Source organism: Actinomadura sp. 7K507, assembly GCF_004348425.1.
Lineage (GTDB): Bacteria > Actinomycetota > Actinomycetes > Streptosporangiales > Streptosporangiaceae > Spirillospora.
In genome coordinates this window covers 20,070-36,854 of sequence record NZ_SMKK01000080.1, presented here as the reverse complement: position 1 = coordinate 36,854, position 16,785 = coordinate 20,070, and the positions used below count along the sequence as shown (strand labels likewise).

Sequence of the window (16,785 nt, the reverse complement as noted above, 5' to 3'; positions counted from 1 at the left end):
GGAGGGCGGGGAGGACGCGGGACTGCTCATGACCTCACGGTATCGCCTCCGTCACGTGGCCCGGCTCACAGGATGGCGCCGCATACCGCCGGGAAGGGGCCGGTGCCCGCGACGAACCTGTGACGTGGATAACACGTCAGATATGGGCATACCGATAAAAGGACATTTACCAACAGTTGGGGTGTAGATGGGCCCGAGCGTTCGCAGCCGCGCGATCAGCAGCGCGCTCCGCCTGGGCGTCCGCCCGATCCTGCACCGCGTCCCCGGCCACCCCGGCGGCATCCGCACCGCCCGCTCGACGGTGGACGCGGCGTCGCTGCTGATGCGGCCGAGTCCCCGCGTCCGCGTCCTTCCGCTGAACGACCCGCAGCTCGAAACCGGCCGGGACGAACGTCCCGTCACCGGCGAATGGGTCGTCTCCCGGGACGCCGAGGGAGCCTCCGAAGGCGCCGTCCTCTACCTGCACGGCGGCGGCTACGTGGTCTGCTCCCCGCGCACGCACCGCCCGATCACCTCGCGGCTCGCCCTCGACACGGGCCTGCCCGTCCTGGTCCCCCGGTACCGCCTCGCGCCCGAGCACCCGTTCCCCGCGCCGCTGGAGGACGCCGTCGCCGCGTACCGCTGGCTCCTCGCCCGCGGCGTCCCCGCGTCCGGCATCGTCCTCGCGGGCGACTCGGCGGGCGGCCACCTCGCCGCGACGCTTGCGGGCGAGATCCGCCGCCTCGGGCTGCCGGGCCCCGCCGGACTCGTCCTGTTCTCCCCCTGGGTCGATCTGACCTGCGAACTCTCCCTCCGCGCGCAGCGCCGCGCCCGCGACCCGTACATCAGCGCCGTCTCGGCGCGCCGGGTCGCCCGCCTCGTAGTGGGGCCGGCCGGATTCGACGACCCGCGGCTGGCCCTGCTCACCTGCGCCTGGACGGACACGCCGCCCGTCCTCATCCAGGTCGGCGGCGACGAGGTCCTGCGCCCCGAGGCCGAGGCCCTCGCGGACGCCCTGACCCGCGCCGGGGCGGACTGCGAACTCCAGGTCTGGGACGGGCAGATGCACGTCTTCCAGATCTTGAACCGCGTCCTGCCGGAGGCCGCGGCGGCGATGCGCGACGCGGACCGCTTCATCCGCAAGGTCACGGCCCCCGCCGAGGAGCGGCCCAGCCAAGAAGGGCAAGCCGCCTGACGTCCCCGATCGGCGCGCCGTTCGCTTGTGGCGTTGCCTTTACGAGCGCGGCCGAAGGGGCAACACGCCGCAAGTCAAGGCGTCCGGGCCGCGTGCTCGGATTCGGGGACCTCGTCGTCCGTGCGCTTCCCGCGTCCGGCGGTGAAGAAGCCGGCGAGCGCCGCCAGCGCCGCGACGCCCTCACCGACCAGGCTGATCGTCTTCTCGGTGTACCAGACGGGCTCGTGCATGGCGGGGAGCGGCCCGAGCGTCCCGACGTCGAAGGAGTAGTAGAGAAGGAGCGCGAAGACGGCGCTGCTCGCGACCAGGAAGGCCAGCGCGTACGCCCAGCGGGTCGCGTAGGTGAGGACCACCACGGCCACCACTCCGGCGACCGCGGCCTGGACGCGGAACAGCACGTCTCCCCCGATGGCGCCGCCCTGCACGAAGGCCATGTCGGGTGCGAACACCCAGTGCACGTAGGCGTCGGCCGCCAGTCCCGCGGCGACGAGCAGGCGCAGAATAAGTCCCATACTTCCTAGCACGGACGAAATCCGGTACAGGATCAATTCAAAGCTGAACTTTCCGGGATCAGCCGCTCGCGAGTTCGCGGCCCCGGTCCCGGGCGGCCTCGATGGCCTCCACGACGGCGGCGCGGACGCCGTGCCGCTCCAGCTCGCGGATCGCCGAGATCGTCGTCCCGCCGGGGGACGTGACCGCCTCGCGCAGCATCACCGGGTGCTCGCCGGAGTCGCGGAGCATGACGGCCGCGCCCACGGCCGACTGGACGACCATCTCCAGCGCGGCGGCGCGCGGCATGCCGAGCAGGATGCCCGCGTCCACCATCGCCTCGACCAGGTAGTAGAAGTACGCGGGGCCGCTGCCGGACAGGGCCGTCGCGCCGTCCTGGAGCGACTCGGGGATCCGCAGCACCTTCCCGACCGGGCTCAGCAGCTCCTCGGCGAGCTTGAGGTGCTCCTCCCCCGCGTGGGATCCGGCCGAGATCACGCTCATCGCCTGGTCGACGAGGACGGGCGTGTTCGACATGACGCGGACGACGGGCACGCCCTCCGGCAGCCGGTCCTGGAAGAAGCCGGTCGTGAGGCCCGCCGCCATCGAGATCACCAGCCGTCCGGGCGGGACGTGCGGCCCGATCTCGTCCAGCAGGACGCCCATGTCCTGCGGCTTGACCGCGAGGATCAGCGTCTCGGCCTTGGCGGCGGCCTCCGTGTTCGGCACGATCTCGATGCCGTACCGTTCCCGCAGCAGCGCCCCGCGCTCCTCGCGGCGCACGGTGGCCATCAGCTCGGACGGGCGGCGTCCGGCCCGCAGCACCCCGGACAGCAGCGCCTCGCCCATCTTCCCGGCACCCAGAATCGCGATCATCGACACACCTTGACGTGGGGTTTCCTGGCAACCGGTCCAGCCTATAGCCGGGGCGGCCCCCAGCCGGGACGGGTCAGGACCGGCCGACGAGGGAGCGCATGAAGAAGCGGAGGTTGGCGGGCCTCTCCGCGAGACGGCGCATGAAGTACTGGTACCACTCCCGGCCGTAGGCGACGTAGACGCGGACCTGTGCGCCGTGCGCCGCGAGCCGCCGCTGCTCCTGCGGGCGGATGCCGTAGAGCATCTGGTACTCGAACGAGCCGGCGTCACGGTCGTGCAGTACCGACAGCGCGCCCGCGATCTCGATGAGCCGCGGGTCGTGCGTGGCGAGCATCGGGTAGCCCTTGCCGGCCATCAGCACCTTCATGCACCGCACGTACGACTTGTCGATCTCTTCCTTGTCGGTGAAGGCCACCGCAGAGGGAGCGGCATAGGCGCCCTTGCACAGCCTGACGCGCGAACCCTCGTAGGCGAGATCCGCGCAGTGCTCCTCTGCACGACGCAGGTACGCCTGGATCACGGCCCCGACATCTGGGAAGTCACGCCGCAGCTCGTGGACGACCCCCAGCGTCGAGTCGACGGTGGTGTGCTCCTCCATGTCGAGAGTGACCGTCGTGTCGGCCGAACGCGCGGCCGTGCAGATCCGGCGCGCATTGGTGAGGGCGAGGTCCTCGTCGAAGGTCTGCCCCACGGCGGAGAGCTTCAGAGACACCTCGGCGCGTGCGCCGAGACCGGCGGCACCGAGGCGCTCCAGAAGCTCGACGTAGTGCTGGACGTTCGCCTCGGCCTGCCCCTTGTCATGGGTGCCCTCGCCCAGGACGTCCAGGGTGACGAGGAGCCCCTCGCCGGTCAGCTCACCGGTGACGCGCGCCGCGTCCTCGATCGTCTCACCGGCGATGAACCTGCGGACCATGTCGCCGCTGAACGGCGCGGTCTCCACGACCTTGCGCGCGCCGCCGCTGCGCGACGCGACGAGCAACGCCTGACGAAGCACTGTGCGAACCCCTCGGTGGACCCTGCCGGCTCGTGAAACCGCCGGCTCGTGAAACTGCCCTGTCCGTCCAGGTTATGCCCGGCCGGGGCCGCGATCACGAGACCGTGCCGAGGCTGTTCCCGCCACCGTGCTGCTTGACGTACTCGGGCATCCTGGCGGTCTTGACGGCCTCGAACAGCGCCTTCGCCTTCGCCGCGTCCAGGAAGACGACGCTCTGCTTGCTGCGCATGCCGGTGCCCTTGTGCGGCGTCGTCATGAACATCACATCCGACGCCCGGACGCTGCGCATGCTCAGCGCCAGCGAGCGCAGGTCGCCCGCCGACAGGCCCTCGTCCACGCTGATCGACTTGGTGAGCGCCGACAGGAACCGGTCGAGCTTCAGCGGGTTGGTGAGCGTCCCGCGGTCGGCGGCCTGCTTGGCCAGGGCGCCGAGGAACGCCTGCTGCCGCTTGATCCGGTCGAAGTCGCCGTTCGGCAGGTTGTAGCGCTGCCGGACGAACAGCAGCGCCTCCTCGCCGTTCAGCTTCTGCTTGCCCGCCGCCCAGTTCTTCTTGCGGGCCGGGTCGTACACGCTCTGCTTGATGTTGACGGTGACGCCGCCGAGCGCGTCCGTCATCGACTTGAACCCCTCGAAGTCGATCGCGCCGTAGTGGTCGACCCGGATGCCGGTGAGGCCCTCGACGGTCTCGATCAGCAGCTTCGGCCCGCCGTAGGAGAACGCCGCGTTGATCTTCTGGTTGCCGTAGCCGGGGACCTCGACCCACGAGTCGCGGGGGAACGAGACGATGTAGGCCTTCTTCCGGTCCGCCGGCAGGTGCAGCAGCATGATCGTGTCGGTGCGCTGCTGGCCGGGCTTCCAGCCCTGGCTGCCCTGGCCGGTGGTGCCGTTCTGCGCCCGGGAGTCCGATCCGACGAGCAGCCAGTTCTCGGTGCCCTCCACGTTCGGGCCCGGCCTGTTCGCCCCGTCGTCCGGCATCACGCCTTCGATGCGGTCGATGTTGCCGTTGTAGGACGACTGCCGCTGCCACGCCAGCCCGCCGAGCCCCGCGACGATCAGCGCCACGAACACGCCGATCGCGATCAGGACCCGGGGCCAGCGGCGCTTGCGCGTGAGCGGGCCGTTCCCGTCCGTGCCGCCCCAGAACGCGTTCTCCGCGTCGCCGTTCCCGGACTCGCCGTTGCCCGACTCGCCGTTGCCCGCGCCGCCGCTCCCCGGGCCGGGGTACGGCGGCGCCCCGGCGTTCCCGGCGCCCGCCGCCCCGCCCGGGCCCCGCGGGGCCTGCGGTGCTTCGGGGCCGCCGGGCCCGGCCGGTCGCGAGGCCCCGCCGGGCGGCTGCGACACGGGCGGGCCAGGGAGATCTCCGGGGGTCATGGCGCTGAAGCTACCAGCCTGATCCGCGCAAGATGGCCTACTTAGGCCCAGGTGTCCTATTGCGGCGGACTGTCCTTCCGTGTAAACCGCAGCCCGCCCCAAGGGGTCGTTCCCGGCCTACACGGTGCGGCGGCGGAGTGTCACGGCGCCCAGGAGGAGGGCGACCACGGTGAAGGCGGCGATGACGGCGATGTCCAGGGCGAGGGCGCCGGTGAAGTCGGCGCTGGCGCTGATCTCCTGCATGGCCTCGACCGCGTAGGTGAGCGGCAGGACGTCCGAGATCGCCTGGAGCCAGGAGGCCATGTCGTCGCGCGGCATGATCAGCCCGCACAGCAGGAGCTGCGGCAGGACGAACGCGGGCATGAACTGGACGGCCTGGAACTCGGTCCGGGCGAACGCGCTGGCGAACAGGCCGAGCGACATGCCGAGCAGCGCGTTCAGCAGGGCGACCAGGACCAGCGAGCCGAGCGAGCCGTTCAGGTCGAGGCCCAGCCAGGTCAGCGAGACCAGCAGGACGACGCCGACCTGCACGAGCGCGACCAGGCCGAACGCGAGCGCGTAGCCGAGCAGCAGATCGAGCTTGGCCAGCGGCATGGTCATCAGCCGTTCCAGCGTGCCGCTCGTCCGCTCGCGGAGCGTGGCGACGCTGGTCACGAGGAACATGACGATGAACGGGAACAGGCCGAGCAGCATGGGCCCGAGCCGGTCGAAGAGCATCGGCTCGTCGAACACGTACCGCAGCAGGACCATCAGCAGGGCCGGGACCGCGATCAGCAGTACGAGCGTGCGGTGGTCGTGTTTGAGCTGCGCCAGGATGCGCCGCATCGTGGCCAGCGTGATCGCGGCGCTCATGCCGGACTCCCTGCCTTCTCGGCGATCAGGTGGAGGAACGCTTCTTCGAGGTCCTGCGCGCCGGTGCGGTGGCGCAGGCCGTCCGGGGTGCCGTCGGCGAGGATGTGGCCGTCGCGCATGAGCAGGAGCCGGTCGGTGCGGCCCGCCTCGTCCATGACGTGGCTGGACACGACGAGCGTGACGCCCCGTCCGGCCAGCTCGCGGAACAGCTCCCACAGCTCCTGGCGCAGCACCGGGTCGAGGCCCACGGTCGGCTCGTCCAGGACGAGGACCTCGGGCGTGCCGAGCAGCGCGACGGCGAGGTTGGCGCGGCTGAGCTGGCCGCCCGACAGCGTCGCCGCGGTCTGGTCGCGGCTCGCGCCGAGCCCGACCTCGTCGATGACGCGGTCCACGTCGGTGCGCGGCGCGCCGAGGACGGACGCGAAGTAGCGCAGGTTCTCGGCGACGGTCAGGTCCGCGTACACGGCCGGCGACTGCGTCGCGTATCCGACGCGGCGCCGCAGGCCCGGCGAGCCGGCGTCGTCGCCGAGGACGGTCACCGTGCCGCCCTTGACGATCTGGACGCCGACCAGGGCCCGCATCAGCGTCGTCTTCCCGCAGCCGCTCGGGCCGAGCAGTCCCACGACCGAGCCCTTCGGCACGTCGAAGGTGAGCCCGTGCAGCACCTCCCGGCCGCCGCGTGCGACCCGCAGGTCCCGCACGCTCACCGCAACACTAGAACTCATCATGTGTTGAATTTATGCGGACACGAAGGTCAGGTCAAGTGGGTGAACGGGTTTCCCGCGGGTCAGGGCAGGAGGTAGCGCTGGAGGGTGGGGGCCACCAGCTCGATGAGCTCTTCCTCGGACGCGGACGCCATCGGCTCGAGGCGCAGCACGTAGCGCATGATCATGATGCCGATCATCTGCCCGGCCGCCGCCTGGATGGCCAGGGACGGGGCGCCCGTCGCCTGCTTGGCCCGCCCGAACAGGGCCTGCGCGATGAACTCGCGCATCATCGCCGCCGCGCGCTCGTTGGTCATCGCCGAGCGCAGCATCGCCAGCAGCGGAGCGCGGCGCTCATCGTCCCCCCACACCTCGAGGAAGGTCCGGACCATCGCCTCGCCGATCCGCTCCCTGGGGTAGGCCATGATGCGCGGCAGCAGGGTCGACGGATCCAGCGGAAAGCGCATCGCCTCGACGAACACGCCCTCCTTGTTGCCGAAGAAGTGGTGGACGAGGGCCGGGTCGACGCCGGCGGCGCGGGCGATGGCGCGCAGCGAGGCGCCGTCATAGCCCTTCTCGGCGAACAGTTCGCGCGCCTCGGCGAGGATCTTCTCGCGCGTCTCGGTCGGACCGGGACGGCGCCCGCGCGACGCGGCGCCGTTCCCGGGACGCACCGCGTCGGTCACCGCACGCCCCGGCGGGTGATCTCCCCCGCCGAGGTGACCTCCCAGGTGTGGGGGGCGGCGGCGAGGTGCAGGCGGGCGAAGGCCAGCGCCTCGGCGAGGTCCTCCATCCGCTCGACGCGGCTGGACGCCCGGCGCGTGTTGATCTCTAGGACGATGTGCCCGCGGAAACCGTCCTCGGCGAGGTTCTCCAGCAGCGTCCCGCACGGCTGGCCGCCCCGGCCGGGGACGAGATGCTCGTCCTTGTTCGTGATGCCCACGCCGTCGGCGAGGTGGATGTGCCTCAGGCGGTCGCCTAGGCTCCCCGCCATCTCGAGGGGATCGGAGCCCGACACCGCGGAGTGGGACAGGTCGAGCGTCACGTAGGGGAAGTCCTGGTCGACGGGGTTCCAGTCGGGGAGGTACATGCCCGCTTCGGCGCCGCGCGCCTTGAGCGGAAACATGTTCTCGACCGCGAAGAGCACGTCCGTCTCGTCCTGCATGCGGGCGAGGCCCTCCACGAACTCCTTGGCGTAGTCGCGCTGCCACCGGAACGGCGGGTGCACGACGACGACGTCCGCGCCCAGTTCCTCCGCGACCTCCTTGGACCGCACCAGCTTCCCCCACGGCTCACGTCCCCACACGCGCTGCGTGAGCAGCAGGCAGGGCGCGTGGATCGACTTGATGGGGACCTGGTGGTAGTCGGACAGCCGCCGCAGGACGTTGAGGTCCTGGGACGAGGCGTCCGTGGAGACCATGACCTCGATGCCGTCGTACCCGAGCAGAGCGGCGATCTCGAAGGCGCTCGGTACCTTCTCCGGGTACACCGAGGCGGTCGAGAGCGTGATCGGCGCGTCCGGAACGCGGAGCGCCGGTGAAGAGACACCGTTGTGCTGCGGAGTCAAGGCTTCCTCGCCGAGAATGGTCGTTCGGTGGTGTTCGTAGGGCGATGCTCGCAAGGCAAAGCCTATGCGGCCGCGGCGGTGATGAAACCTTCGCCCCGCGTGATCCTGATTGCTCTGGCTACCCTCTGTACCCGTGGCCGATATCGCCCGGGGCGCCGTACCGAGCCCCAACATCTGGAACTCCCCCCAGGTCTACGAGCTGGAGAACCGCGCCGTCGACCCGGACGGCGTCCTGCCGGAGGCGATGCGCGCCATCCGCCCGTGGAAAGGGGCGGACGTCCTGGACCTCGGCTGCGGCACCGGCTTCCACCTGCCGTTCTTCGCCGAGGACGCGAACCGGGTGATCGGCGTGGAGCCGCACGCCGGCCTCGCGTCGGCGGCCTCCCGCAGGGCCCGGCACCTCCCCAACGTCACCGTTCGTGTCGGCGCGGCCCAGGCGCTGCCGCTTCCGGACGCCTCGATCGACGTCGTCCACGTCCGGTGGGCCTACTTCTTCGGCCCGGGATGCGAACCGGGCCTGGCCGAACTGGAACGGGTCGTCCGGCGCGGCGGCGCGATCTTCATCATCGACAACGACGCCACCCGGTCGACGTTCGGCCGCTGGTTCCGGCGAAGCCTGCCGAAGTACGACCCGGAAGCCGTGGAGCGGTTCTGGACGCGGCGCGGCTTCGCCCGGGAGCCGCTGACGATCCGCTGGTCGTTCCAGCGCCGGGACGACCTCGCGGCCGTACTGCGGATCGAGTTCCCGCCCGACCTGGCCGAGGCCTGCCTGCGCGAGCAGGACGGGTGCGGGCAGGACGGGGTCGGGCAGGGGAGCGAGCACGAGGGCCGGACTCCCCTTGAGGTGGACTATGCCGTCAATTTGTGGTGGCGTTGCCCCTGAAGTTACCGACTGGTCGGCCAATGCCGGAACCGGTCACCGCCGGGATCCGGTCACCGCCGGAACGAGAGGAACCGACCATGGGCCGTGCCACCAGGACGAGCCATGTCGCTCTTGAGGGGACGCCCCCACGGCGCCGTGCCGCTCCCCGGGGGAGCATTCGCGGCCTCCTCGCCGTCACGGCACTCGGCGCGGCCGGTGCCGGGGCCGGGCTCGCCGCGCAGCGCAGGGCCATGCGCCGCCTCCAACTGCGTCCCGACCCGCACGCCGGGGAGCCGTTCGGGTCGCTGCGCGGCCGTCCCGTCCCCGTCCGCGCCGACGACGGCACGCGCCTGTACGCCGAGATCGACGGCGACGACCGCACCGACCTCGCCGTCGTGTTCTGCCACGGCTGGACGCTCACCCAGGACTCCTGGCACTTCCAGCGCAAGGCCCTGCGCGGACTCGGCCGCCTCGTCTTCTGGGACCACCGCGGCCACGGCCGCTCCGACGGCGGCGCCCGCGACGGCTACACCCTCGGCCGGCTGGCCGGCGACCTGGCCGCCGTCATCGACGCGACCGTCCCGCAGGAGACGCCCGTCGTCCTCGTCGGCCACTCCATGGGCGGCATGACGATCCTGCGCTACGCCGACGAGAACCCCGGCCTCGCCGGACGCAAGATCGTCGCCACCGGGCTGATCTGCACGTCCTCCGGCGGCCTCGGCGAGTTGACCCTCGGCATGCCCGCCCTCCTCGCGCGCGCCGGCCGCCCGCTCCTCCCCCGCGCCCTCGGCGCCCTCGGCGCCGGCTCCGGAGCGGTCGAGAAGGTCCGCCACCTCGGCCGCGAAGCCGCCACGCTCATCGAGGACCTGATCGCGTTCGGCCCCGACGCCAGCCCCGCCGCCGTCGCGTTCGCCGAGCAGATGATGACCGAGACCCGGATGGACGCCTTCGTCGACTACCTCCGCTCGATGATCACGACCGAGGTGATCAGCGACTGCACGTCCCTCACCGGCGCCCGCAACCTGATCATCGGCGCGGAGAACGACATGCTCACCCCCGTCGAGCACAGCCTCAAGATCGCCAATTGCCTGCCGGAGTCCCGGCTGGAGGTCGTCCCGTCCGCCGGCCACATGGCCATGATGGAACGTCCCAGCATCGTCGCCGACCACCTCGGCGATCTGATCGAACGCGCCCGGAAGTCCATCGCCGCTTGACGCGGGTTGTCACAGGCGGGCTCTAGGCTCTCGGCACATGGCGAAGGCTAAGACCGCGAAGGCGGCCTACCGGTGTTCGGAATGCGGCTGGCAGACCTCCAAGTGGGTGGGTCGCTGCGGGGAGTGCCAGACGTGGGGGACGATCACCGAGGGCGCGTCCGCGACGCCGGCGCGGGTCGTGACGGCCGGGCCGGTCAGCGCGCCGGCGCGTCCGATCGGGCAGGTGGACGTGCGGTCGGCGCAGACGAGGCCGACCGGGCTCGACGAGCTGGACCGGGTGCTCGGCGGCGGCATCGTGCCCGGCGCCGTCGTGCTGCTGGCGGGCGAGCCGGGCATCGGCAAGTCGACGCTGCTGCTGGAGGTCGCCGCGCTGGCCTCGACGCAGTCCGGCGTCCCGGAGCCGCGCGGCCCGGAGGAGCCGGAGAAGCAGGACAAGCCGGGCAAGCCCGAGGAGCGGCGCGTCCTGTACGTCACGGGTGAGGAGTCCACGGAGCAGGTGCGGCTGCGCGCCGACCGCGTCGGGGCGATCACCGACGACCTGTACCTGGCGGCGGAGTCGGAACTGTCCGCCATCCTCGGGCACATCGACACCGTGGAGCCGGGCCTGCTGGTCGTCGACTCCATCCAGACGATCGGCACGTCCGAGGTGGACGGCGCCCCCGGCGGCGTCACCCAGATCCGGGAGGTCGCCGCCAACCTCATCCGCGTGGCCAAGGAACGCGGCATCACCGTCGTGCTCGTCGGGCACGTCACCAAGGAGGGCGCGATCGCCGGGCCGCGGCTCCTAGAACACCTCGTCGACGTCGTCCTGTACTTCGAAGGCGACCGGCACTCGCGGCTCCGCATGATCCGCGCCGTGAAGAACCGCTACGGGCCGACCGACGAACTGGGCTGCTTCGACCTCTCCGAGGTCGGCATCGTCGGCCTCCCCGACCCCAGCGGGCTGTTCCTCACCCGGCGGGACGAGGCCGTCCCCGGCACGTGCGTGACCGTCACGCTGGAGGGCCGTCGCCCCCTGGTCGCCGAAGTGCAGTCGCTCGTCGCGAAATCGCACCTGCCCGCGCCGCGCCGCGCCACGTCCGGCCTGGACACCTCCCGCGTCGCGATGGTCCTGGCCGTCCTCGCCCAGCGCTGCAAGATCTCCATGCACGAACAGGACGTGTACGTCTCCACCGTCGGCGGCGTCCGGCTCACCGAGACGTCCGTCGACCTCGCCCTCGCGCTCGCCGTCGCGGGCGCCTCGGTCGAGCAGGCCCTGTCCACCAGCCTGATCGCGCTCGGCGAGGTGGGCCTGGCCGGGGAGGTCCGCGTCGTGCCCGGCGTCCAGCGGCGGCTCGCCGAGGCGGCACGGCTCGGGTTCAAGCACGCCGTCGTCCCGCGCGGCTCCCTCGAACTCGCCGACGGATCCCCGCTGAAACGCGCCGACCCGCAGCTCACGAGCTACGAGGGCATGAAGGTGATGGAGGTCGACAGCCTGGCCCAGGCTCTGCAGGTCTCCTTTACGGCCCCGTAACGTGGGTCCCGCCAGAGTATTACTCCACGCGGCCCACGCTTGCGACCAGGGGAGGAACCGGCGCGCCGCCCTCCTCGGTAAACTGGCGCCGTCCAGCGACCTCCGGGGGTCAGGTGCTAGCACACGACAAGGGTTATGACGAGCGACGCCGCGCCACCTTGGCCGCGGTGGCCCCGGGCACCCAGATTCGCGACGGACTGGAGCGGATCCTGCGGGGCCACACCGGCGGCCTGATCGTGCTCGGCTACGACAAGACGATCGAGGAACTGTGCTCGGGCGGCTTCGAACTGGACGTCGAGTTCTCCGCCACCCGGCTGCGCGAGCTCGCCAAGATGGACGGCGCGATCGTCCTCGACGGCAGCCACAGCCGCATCGTCCGCGCCGCGGTCCAGCTCCTGCCGGACTCGACCATCCCCACCGAGGAGTCGGGCACCCGCCACCGCACCGCGGAACGCGTCGCCCGCCAGACCGTCTATCCGGTCATCTCGGTCAGCCAGTCGATGCACATCATCGCGCTGTACCTCGACGGCATCCGCTACGTCCTCGAAGACTCGGCGGCGATCCTGTCCAAGGCCAACCAGGCCCTCGCCACGCTCGAGCGCTACAAGCTGCGGCTCGACGAGGTGTCCGGCACCCTCTCGGCGCTGGAGATCGAGGACCTCGTCACCGTCCGGGACGTCAGCGCCGTCGTCCAGCGCCTCGAGATGGTCCGCCGCATCGCCGACGAGATCGAGGGCTACGTCGTCGAACTCGGCACGGACGGCCGGCTGCTGTCCCTCCAGCTCGACGAACTGGTCTCCGGCGTCGACGTCGACCGCGAGCTGATCGTCCGCGACTACCCGTCCGACGACACCCGCGCCCGCGGCGTCGCCGCCATCCTCTCGGCCCTGGACACGCTGACGGCCAACGAGCTGCTCGACCTGTCCACCGTCGCCGAGGTGATGGGCTTCGCCGGCCCCGACGCCCTCGACCTGCCCGTCAGCCCCAAGGGGTTCCGCCTCCTGGCCAAGGTCCCGCGGCTGCCGAGCATGGTCGTCGAACGCCTCGTCGAGCACTTCGGCGGCCTGCAGAAACTCCTGGCCGCCAGCATCGACGACCTCCAGGCCGTCGGCGGCGTGGGCGAATCCCGGGCCCGCAGCGTCCGCGAGGGCCTCTCCCGCCTGGCCGAATCCTCGATCCTGGAACGTTACGTCTAGCCGAGGTCAGCGGAGGTGGAAGATCTGCTTCTTGGTCTTCTTGTCCTTCAGGTCCGCCACGTAGGTGCCGGGGCGGGCGGTGCTCTCGCCGTCGCAGCCCCGCTTGCGGTCCCAGGTGACGGTCTGGACGTAGGGGATGCCCCTCTTGAGGGTCTCCTTGGACGGGTCCCCGTCACGGCATTCGGCGGACGACCAGATGCGGTCCGAACCCGACGTGATGCGCACGTCCAGCGACTCCGGGCCGAACTGGCAGGAGCCGCTCCCCGTGTTCACGACCGTGACCCGGAACTCCGGACTGCTCGAACCCGAGTACGTCTTCCCCTCCGCCGACATGCTGTAGACGAGGTTCTTCTCCTCGCAGGGGCCGCCGTCGTCCGCCGCTTCCGGCTCGGGCGTGGCCGTCGTGGTGACGGTGACGGTCGGCATCACGGTCGGCGGTGGCGGCGGGCTCGTGCTCTCGACCGCGCCCGCGTTCTGGACCGGTTCGTCCGAGTCCCCGGTGCAGGTCCAGGCCAGTAGCCCGACGCCGCACAGCACGCCGGCCAGGGCCAGCGCGCGACGCCGCCAGTATCGATCAAGTCCAGAACCGTCCGTGTCACGTCCAGTACCTGCCCCCATACGTTAAGTATGCAATCAGCGATCCGGAAAGAGGGGACGACCCGCCGCTTGCCACAATGGCGGCGCGCCATGAAACCGAACTCCGCCTACACCGCCCCGATCCTCGGCTGGTACGAGTCGAACGCCCGGGATCTCCCGTGGCGGGCACCGGACGCGACGCCCTGGGGCGTCCTGGTCAGCGAGATCATGCTCCAGCAGACCCCGGTCTCCCGCGTCCTGCCCGTCTGGCACGCCTGGACGGCCCGCTGGCCCACCCCCGCCGCGCTGGCGGGCGAGCCCTCCGGCGAGGCCGTCCGCGCATGGGGGCGGCTCGGCTACCCCCGCCGCGCGCTGCGCCTGCACGAGAGCGCCCGCGCGATCACCGAACGGCACGGCGGCGACGTCCCCTCCTCGCACGACGACCTCCTCGCGCTCCCCGGCATCGGCGCCTACACCGCCGCCGCCGTCGCCAGTTTCGCGTTCCAGCAGCGTCACGCCGTGCTCGACACCAACGTCCGCCGCGTCCTGGCCCGGCTCCTGTCCGGCGACGAGTACCCGCCGAAGTCGCAGACGAGGGCCGAGGTGAAGCTCGCGGAGGGCCTCCTCCCCCTCGATCCCCCGACCGCCGCCCGCTGGGCCGTCGCCGTCATGGAACTGGGCGCGCTGGTCTGCACCGCCCGCACGCCCCGCTGCGCCGACTGCCCGGTGTTCGACGCGTGCGCGTGGCGGCTGGCCGGCCGTCCCGCCTACGACGGCCCGCCGCGCCGGGGCCAGACGTACGCGGGCACCGACCGGCAGTGCCGGGGCCGCATCCTCGCCGTCCTCCGCGACGCCGAAGGCCCCGTCACCAAACCGGCCCTGGACGTCGTCTGGTCCGACGCCCCCCAACGCGAACGCGCCCTGGACGCCCTGATAGCCGACGGCCTGGTAGACCCCCTGGACGACGGCCGCTACGCCCTCCCCACCTGACCACGGCCGCGCCGACACCGGATCTGAACACGGCGTGTCACCGTACGATCGCTTTGACGACGTAGGAGGATGTCATGGCTATCGACGCCGAGTCGATTCCTGAGTGGCTACGCCCCCCGCCCGAAGGGTGGACCGCCGAGCACCTGGATGAGCTGCCCCCCAGCGCGCCACGCATGGAAATGATCGACGGAGCGCTCATCATGATGTCCCCCCGGACGAACTTCCACAGCAAAGTGATGTGGCAGCTCGCGGCCGCGTTGCGAGACCACGCCCCCGGTGATGTCGAGATCAACACGGAGATGACCGTCAAACTCGGTCGTCGCCAGCGCCCGGAACCCGACGTGATCGCGATTCGTCCTCAAGTGGCGGACCCGGAGGGACGCCGGACCTTTTTCCTATCGGAAGAGGTCGTCCTGGTCGTTGAGATCGTCTCCAAGGAATCCGAGGAGCGTGACCGCACGACCAAGCGCGACAAGTATGCCGAGGCCGGCATTCAGCACTTCTGGCTGGTGGAGAACGAGTTTGGTAACCCTGTGATCCACGTCCTGGAACTCGGCACGATCGGCGCCTATGTGGAGACCGCGATCGCTCGTGACCGGCTCAAACTCGACGTTCCATTCCCGATGGACATCGACGTCAAGTCCTTGAGTCGCTGAGCGTGGGCCGTCAGCGGCTCCGATCGGTGTTGAGGCGGGCGGCCTGGCGGGTCAGGTGGGCTCGCTCGGGCAGGTTGGGTGCCCGTTCCGCCGCCTCGACGTAGAGCCGTGCCGCTTTCTCAAGGTCGCCGTCGCGCTCGTAGAGGTAGGCGGCCACCGCGGTGTGGCGGGGCAATGAGTCGTCCAGCGTCGCGAGCGCGGCCAGGCCGGCGCGCGGTCCGTCGGCCTCGCCGACGGCCACCGCCCTGTTGAGCCGGACGACCGGGCTGTCGGTCAGGCGCACGAGCTCGTCGTACCACTCGACGATCTGTACCCAGTCGGTCTCCTCGGCGGTGAGCGCATCGGCGTGCAGTGCCGCGATGGCGGCCTGGGCCTGGAACTCGCCCAGCCTGTCGCGGGCGAGGGCCGCCTGGAGGATCTCGATGCCCTCGGCGATCGAGTCGGTGTCCCACCGGGTGCGGTCCTGCTCGGCGAGCGGCACGAGAGAGCCGTCGGGCGCGGTCCGGGCGGCGCGGCGGGCATGGTGGAGCATCATGAGGGCGAGCAGGCCCGCCACCTCGGGATGATCGATCGTGGCCGCGAGCCGCCGGGTGAGCCGGATGGCCTCGGCGGCCAGGTCGACGTCACCGGAGTATCCCTCGTTGAAGACCAGGTACAGGACGCGCAGCACGGTGGCGACGTCGCCGGGCTGATCGAACCGCACGCCGGAGACGGTGCGCTTCGCCCGGCTGATGCGCTGCGCCATGGTCGCCTCCGGCACCAGGTAGGCCTGGGCGATCTGGCGGGTGGTCAGCCCGCCGACGGCGCGCAGCGTGAGCGCGACCGCGGACGACGGCGTCAGCGACGGGTGGCCGCACAGGAAGTACAACTGGAGCGTGTCGTCCGACTCGGGCGCGGGGCCCGGCGCCGGTTCCTCGTCGACGGCGTCCTCCCGCCTGCGGCGGGCGGCGTCCGCCCGGGTCGCGTCGAGGAACTTGCGCCAGGCCGCGGTGATCAGCCAGCCTTTCGCGTCCCGCGGCGGGTCGTCCGGCCAGACCCGGATCGCCTCGACCAGGGCGTCCTGCACGGCGTCCTCGGCCGCCGCGAAGCCGGCTCCGCGGCGGACGAGGATCCCGAGGACGTCCGGTGTGAGGCTCCTCAGCAGGGCCTCGTCCATGCGAGCGGTCACTCCGTGATGGTGGGCGGCTCGGTCAGGAACGGACGCAGTTCGAGCCACTCGTGGATCGGCTTGCCGCCCGCGCCGGGAGCGGCCGACAGCTCACCGGCCAGCTCGACGGCCCGCTCGTAGGTGTCGACGTCGATCACCATCCAGCCGGCGATGAGGTCCTTGGTCTCGGCGAACGGGCCGTCGGTGACCGGTGACCGGCCCTCGCCGTCGTACCGGACGAACGTCCCCCCGGGCGCGAGAGCCTGGCTGTCGACGTACTCGCCGGTCTCCTCCAGCCGGGCCGCGAAGTCGTTCATGTACTGGACGTGCGCCGAGACCTCCTCCGGCGTCCACTGGTCCATCGGCACGTCGTTGACCGAAGCCGGAGCGCCGCGGTAGTGCTTGAGCAGCAGGTACTTAGCCATCGTGTTCTCCCCAGTGCTGATGCGCCCATTCTGGCCGCGTTCACACCGGGGACGAAGCCGCCCGCGGGTTCTCGACATCCTCACCCAGATTTTTTTTGGTTTTCGTGGACGAGCCCGGGGTGGGAGATCCCCGCGTGCGTCCGGCTTCACGGCACGGCGCCCGCCGATCCGGCGCGAC

Annotated in this window: 18 protein-coding genes; 7 read left to right on the top strand and 11 right to left on the bottom strand. The window is 71.3% G+C overall.

Going from position 1 to position 16,785, the window contains the following annotated elements:
- Nucleotides 1-187 precede the first annotated feature (187 nt).
- The gene (locus tag E1285_RS19580) at nucleotides 188-1,174 is read left to right on the top strand and encodes an alpha/beta hydrolase (RefSeq protein ID WP_132154081.1); all 987 of its coding nucleotides are present in this window, start codon (nucleotides 188-190) and stop codon (nucleotides 1,172-1,174) included.
- A gap of 74 nt (nucleotides 1,175-1,248) precedes the next feature.
- On the opposite strand, the gene E1285_RS19575 is transcribed toward E1285_RS19580, so the two are convergent.
- From E1285_RS19575 to E1285_RS19540, 8 genes are all read right to left on the bottom strand, one after another.
- The gene (locus E1285_RS19575; protein ID WP_132154079.1) at nucleotides 1,249-1,686 is read right to left on the bottom strand and encodes a hypothetical protein; all 438 of its coding nucleotides are present in this window, start codon (nucleotides 1,684-1,686) and stop codon (nucleotides 1,249-1,251) included.
- A 58-nt stretch (nucleotides 1,687-1,744) separates the two neighbouring features.
- Nucleotides 1,745-2,539 carry a pyrroline-5-carboxylate reductase gene (gene proC / locus E1285_RS19570; RefSeq protein ID WP_132154077.1) on the bottom strand — a complete coding sequence of 265 codons (795 nt, stop codon included), beginning with the start codon at nucleotides 2,537-2,539 and terminating at the stop codon, nucleotides 1,745-1,747.
- A 73-nt stretch (nucleotides 2,540-2,612) separates the two neighbouring features.
- Nucleotides 2,613-3,533 carry a proline dehydrogenase family protein gene (locus tag E1285_RS19565; protein ID WP_132154075.1) on the bottom strand — a complete coding sequence of 307 codons (921 nt, stop codon included), beginning with the start codon at nucleotides 3,531-3,533 and terminating at the stop codon, nucleotides 2,613-2,615.
- 94 nt (nucleotides 3,534-3,627) lie between these two features.
- Entirely contained in the window at nucleotides 3,628-4,905 is a 1,278-nt protein-coding gene (locus tag E1285_RS19560) for an LCP family protein (RefSeq protein ID WP_132154073.1), read from the bottom strand.
- 117 nt (nucleotides 4,906-5,022) lie between these two features.
- Nucleotides 5,023-5,757: an ABC transporter permease gene (locus E1285_RS19555; protein WP_132154071.1), complete on the bottom strand. Its 735-nt coding sequence runs from the start codon at nucleotides 5,755-5,757 to the stop codon at nucleotides 5,023-5,025.
- Nucleotides 5,754-6,464, bottom strand: coding sequence for an ABC transporter ATP-binding protein (locus E1285_RS19550; protein WP_243722910.1), 711 nt, complete (start codon nucleotides 6,462-6,464; stop codon nucleotides 5,754-5,756). Before E1285_RS19550 ends, E1285_RS19555 begins: the two co-directional genes overlap by 4 nt.
- Before the next feature lie 80 nt (nucleotides 6,465-6,544).
- Nucleotides 6,545-7,147 carry a TetR family transcriptional regulator gene (locus E1285_RS48200; protein ID WP_279510077.1) on the bottom strand — a complete coding sequence of 201 codons (603 nt, stop codon included), beginning with the start codon at nucleotides 7,145-7,147 and terminating at the stop codon, nucleotides 6,545-6,547.
- A complete protein-coding gene (locus E1285_RS19540; protein ID WP_132154069.1) occupies nucleotides 7,144-8,028 on the bottom strand; it encodes a sugar phosphate isomerase/epimerase in 885 nt (294 codons plus the stop codon). The genes E1285_RS48200 and E1285_RS19540 overlap by 4 nt, the downstream gene beginning before the upstream one ends.
- Before the next feature lie 133 nt (nucleotides 8,029-8,161).
- Between E1285_RS19540 and E1285_RS19535 the strand changes: the two genes are divergently transcribed.
- From E1285_RS19535 to disA, 4 genes are all read left to right on the top strand, one after another.
- On the top strand, nucleotides 8,162-8,911 hold the full coding sequence (locus tag E1285_RS19535) for a class I SAM-dependent methyltransferase (RefSeq protein WP_132154067.1): 750 nt from the start codon (nucleotides 8,162-8,164) through the stop codon (nucleotides 8,909-8,911).
- Nucleotides 8,912-8,988: 77 nt separating this feature from the next.
- Complete coding sequence (locus tag E1285_RS19530; protein WP_132154065.1) at nucleotides 8,989-10,104, top strand: alpha/beta hydrolase; 1,116 nt, start codon at nucleotides 8,989-8,991, stop codon at nucleotides 10,102-10,104.
- Nucleotides 10,105-10,141: 37 nt separating this feature from the next.
- Entirely contained in the window at nucleotides 10,142-11,617 is a 1,476-nt protein-coding gene (locus E1285_RS19525; protein ID WP_132154063.1) for an AAA family ATPase, read from the top strand.
- Nucleotides 11,618-11,730: 113 nt separating this feature from the next.
- Nucleotides 11,731-12,813: a DNA integrity scanning diadenylate cyclase DisA gene (gene disA / locus E1285_RS19520; RefSeq protein WP_132154061.1), complete on the top strand. Its 1,083-nt coding sequence runs from the start codon at nucleotides 11,731-11,733 to the stop codon at nucleotides 12,811-12,813.
- A gap of 6 nt (nucleotides 12,814-12,819) precedes the next feature.
- On the opposite strand, the gene E1285_RS19515 is transcribed toward disA, so the two are convergent.
- On the bottom strand, nucleotides 12,820-13,431 hold the full coding sequence (locus tag E1285_RS19515) for a hypothetical protein (protein ID WP_243722908.1): 612 nt from the start codon (nucleotides 13,429-13,431) through the stop codon (nucleotides 12,820-12,822).
- Nucleotides 13,432-13,500: 69 nt separating this feature from the next.
- On the opposite strand from E1285_RS19515, the gene E1285_RS19510 reads away from it, so the two are divergent.
- Both E1285_RS19510 and E1285_RS19505 read left to right on the top strand, forming a co-directional pair.
- Nucleotides 13,501-14,379: an A/G-specific adenine glycosylase gene (locus E1285_RS19510; protein WP_132154059.1), complete on the top strand. Its 879-nt coding sequence runs from the start codon at nucleotides 13,501-13,503 to the stop codon at nucleotides 14,377-14,379.
- Nucleotides 14,380-14,453: 74 nt separating this feature from the next.
- Complete coding sequence (locus E1285_RS19505; protein ID WP_207946673.1) at nucleotides 14,454-15,035, top strand: Uma2 family endonuclease; 582 nt, start codon at nucleotides 14,454-14,456, stop codon at nucleotides 15,033-15,035.
- Between the two features lie 10 nt (nucleotides 15,036-15,045).
- On the opposite strand, the gene E1285_RS19500 is transcribed toward E1285_RS19505, so the two are convergent.
- Nucleotides 15,046-16,191, bottom strand: coding sequence for a DUF6596 domain-containing protein (locus E1285_RS19500; RefSeq protein WP_132154085.1), 1,146 nt, complete (start codon nucleotides 16,189-16,191; stop codon nucleotides 15,046-15,048).
- Nucleotides 16,192-16,199: 8 nt separating this feature from the next.
- Nucleotides 16,200-16,607, bottom strand: a complete 408-nt coding sequence (locus tag E1285_RS19495; RefSeq protein WP_132154057.1) for a YciI family protein — start codon at nucleotides 16,605-16,607, stop codon at nucleotides 16,200-16,202.
- Nucleotides 16,608-16,785 lie beyond the last annotated feature (178 nt).

Bases quoted from the DNA above. Each gene is read 5' to 3' on its own strand.
- E1285_RS19580 (WP_132154081.1), top strand. From the start codon at position 188: ATGGGCCCGAGCGTTCGCAGCCGCGCGATCAGCAGCGCGCTCCGCCTG.
- E1285_RS19575 (WP_132154079.1), bottom strand. From the start codon at position 1,686: ATGGGACTTATTCTGCGCCTGCTCGTCGCCGCGGGACTGGCGGCCGAC.
- proC (WP_132154077.1), bottom strand. From the start codon at position 2,539: ATGATCGCGATTCTGGGTGCCGGGAAGATGGGCGAGGCGCTGCTGTCC.
- E1285_RS19560 (WP_132154073.1), bottom strand. From the start codon at position 4,905: ATGACCCCCGGAGATCTCCCTGGCCCGCCCGTGTCGCAGCCGCCCGGC.
- E1285_RS19555 (WP_132154071.1), bottom strand. From the start codon at position 5,757: ATGAGCGCCGCGATCACGCTGGCCACGATGCGGCGCATCCTGGCGCAG.
- E1285_RS19530 (WP_132154065.1), top strand. From the start codon at position 8,989: ATGGGCCGTGCCACCAGGACGAGCCATGTCGCTCTTGAGGGGACGCCC.
- E1285_RS19525 (WP_132154063.1), top strand. From the start codon at position 10,142: ATGGCGAAGGCTAAGACCGCGAAGGCGGCCTACCGGTGTTCGGAATGC.
- E1285_RS19515 (WP_243722908.1), bottom strand. From the start codon at position 13,431: ATGGGGGCAGGTACTGGACGTGACACGGACGGTTCTGGACTTGATCGA.
- E1285_RS19510 (WP_132154059.1), top strand. From the start codon at position 13,501: ATGAAACCGAACTCCGCCTACACCGCCCCGATCCTCGGCTGGTACGAG.
- E1285_RS19505 (WP_207946673.1), top strand. From the start codon at position 14,454: ATGGCTATCGACGCCGAGTCGATTCCTGAGTGGCTACGCCCCCCGCCC.
- E1285_RS19500 (WP_132154085.1), bottom strand. From the start codon at position 16,191: ATGGACGAGGCCCTGCTGAGGAGCCTCACACCGGACGTCCTCGGGATC.
- E1285_RS19495 (WP_132154057.1), bottom strand. From the start codon at position 16,607: ATGGCTAAGTACCTGCTGCTCAAGCACTACCGCGGCGCTCCGGCTTCG.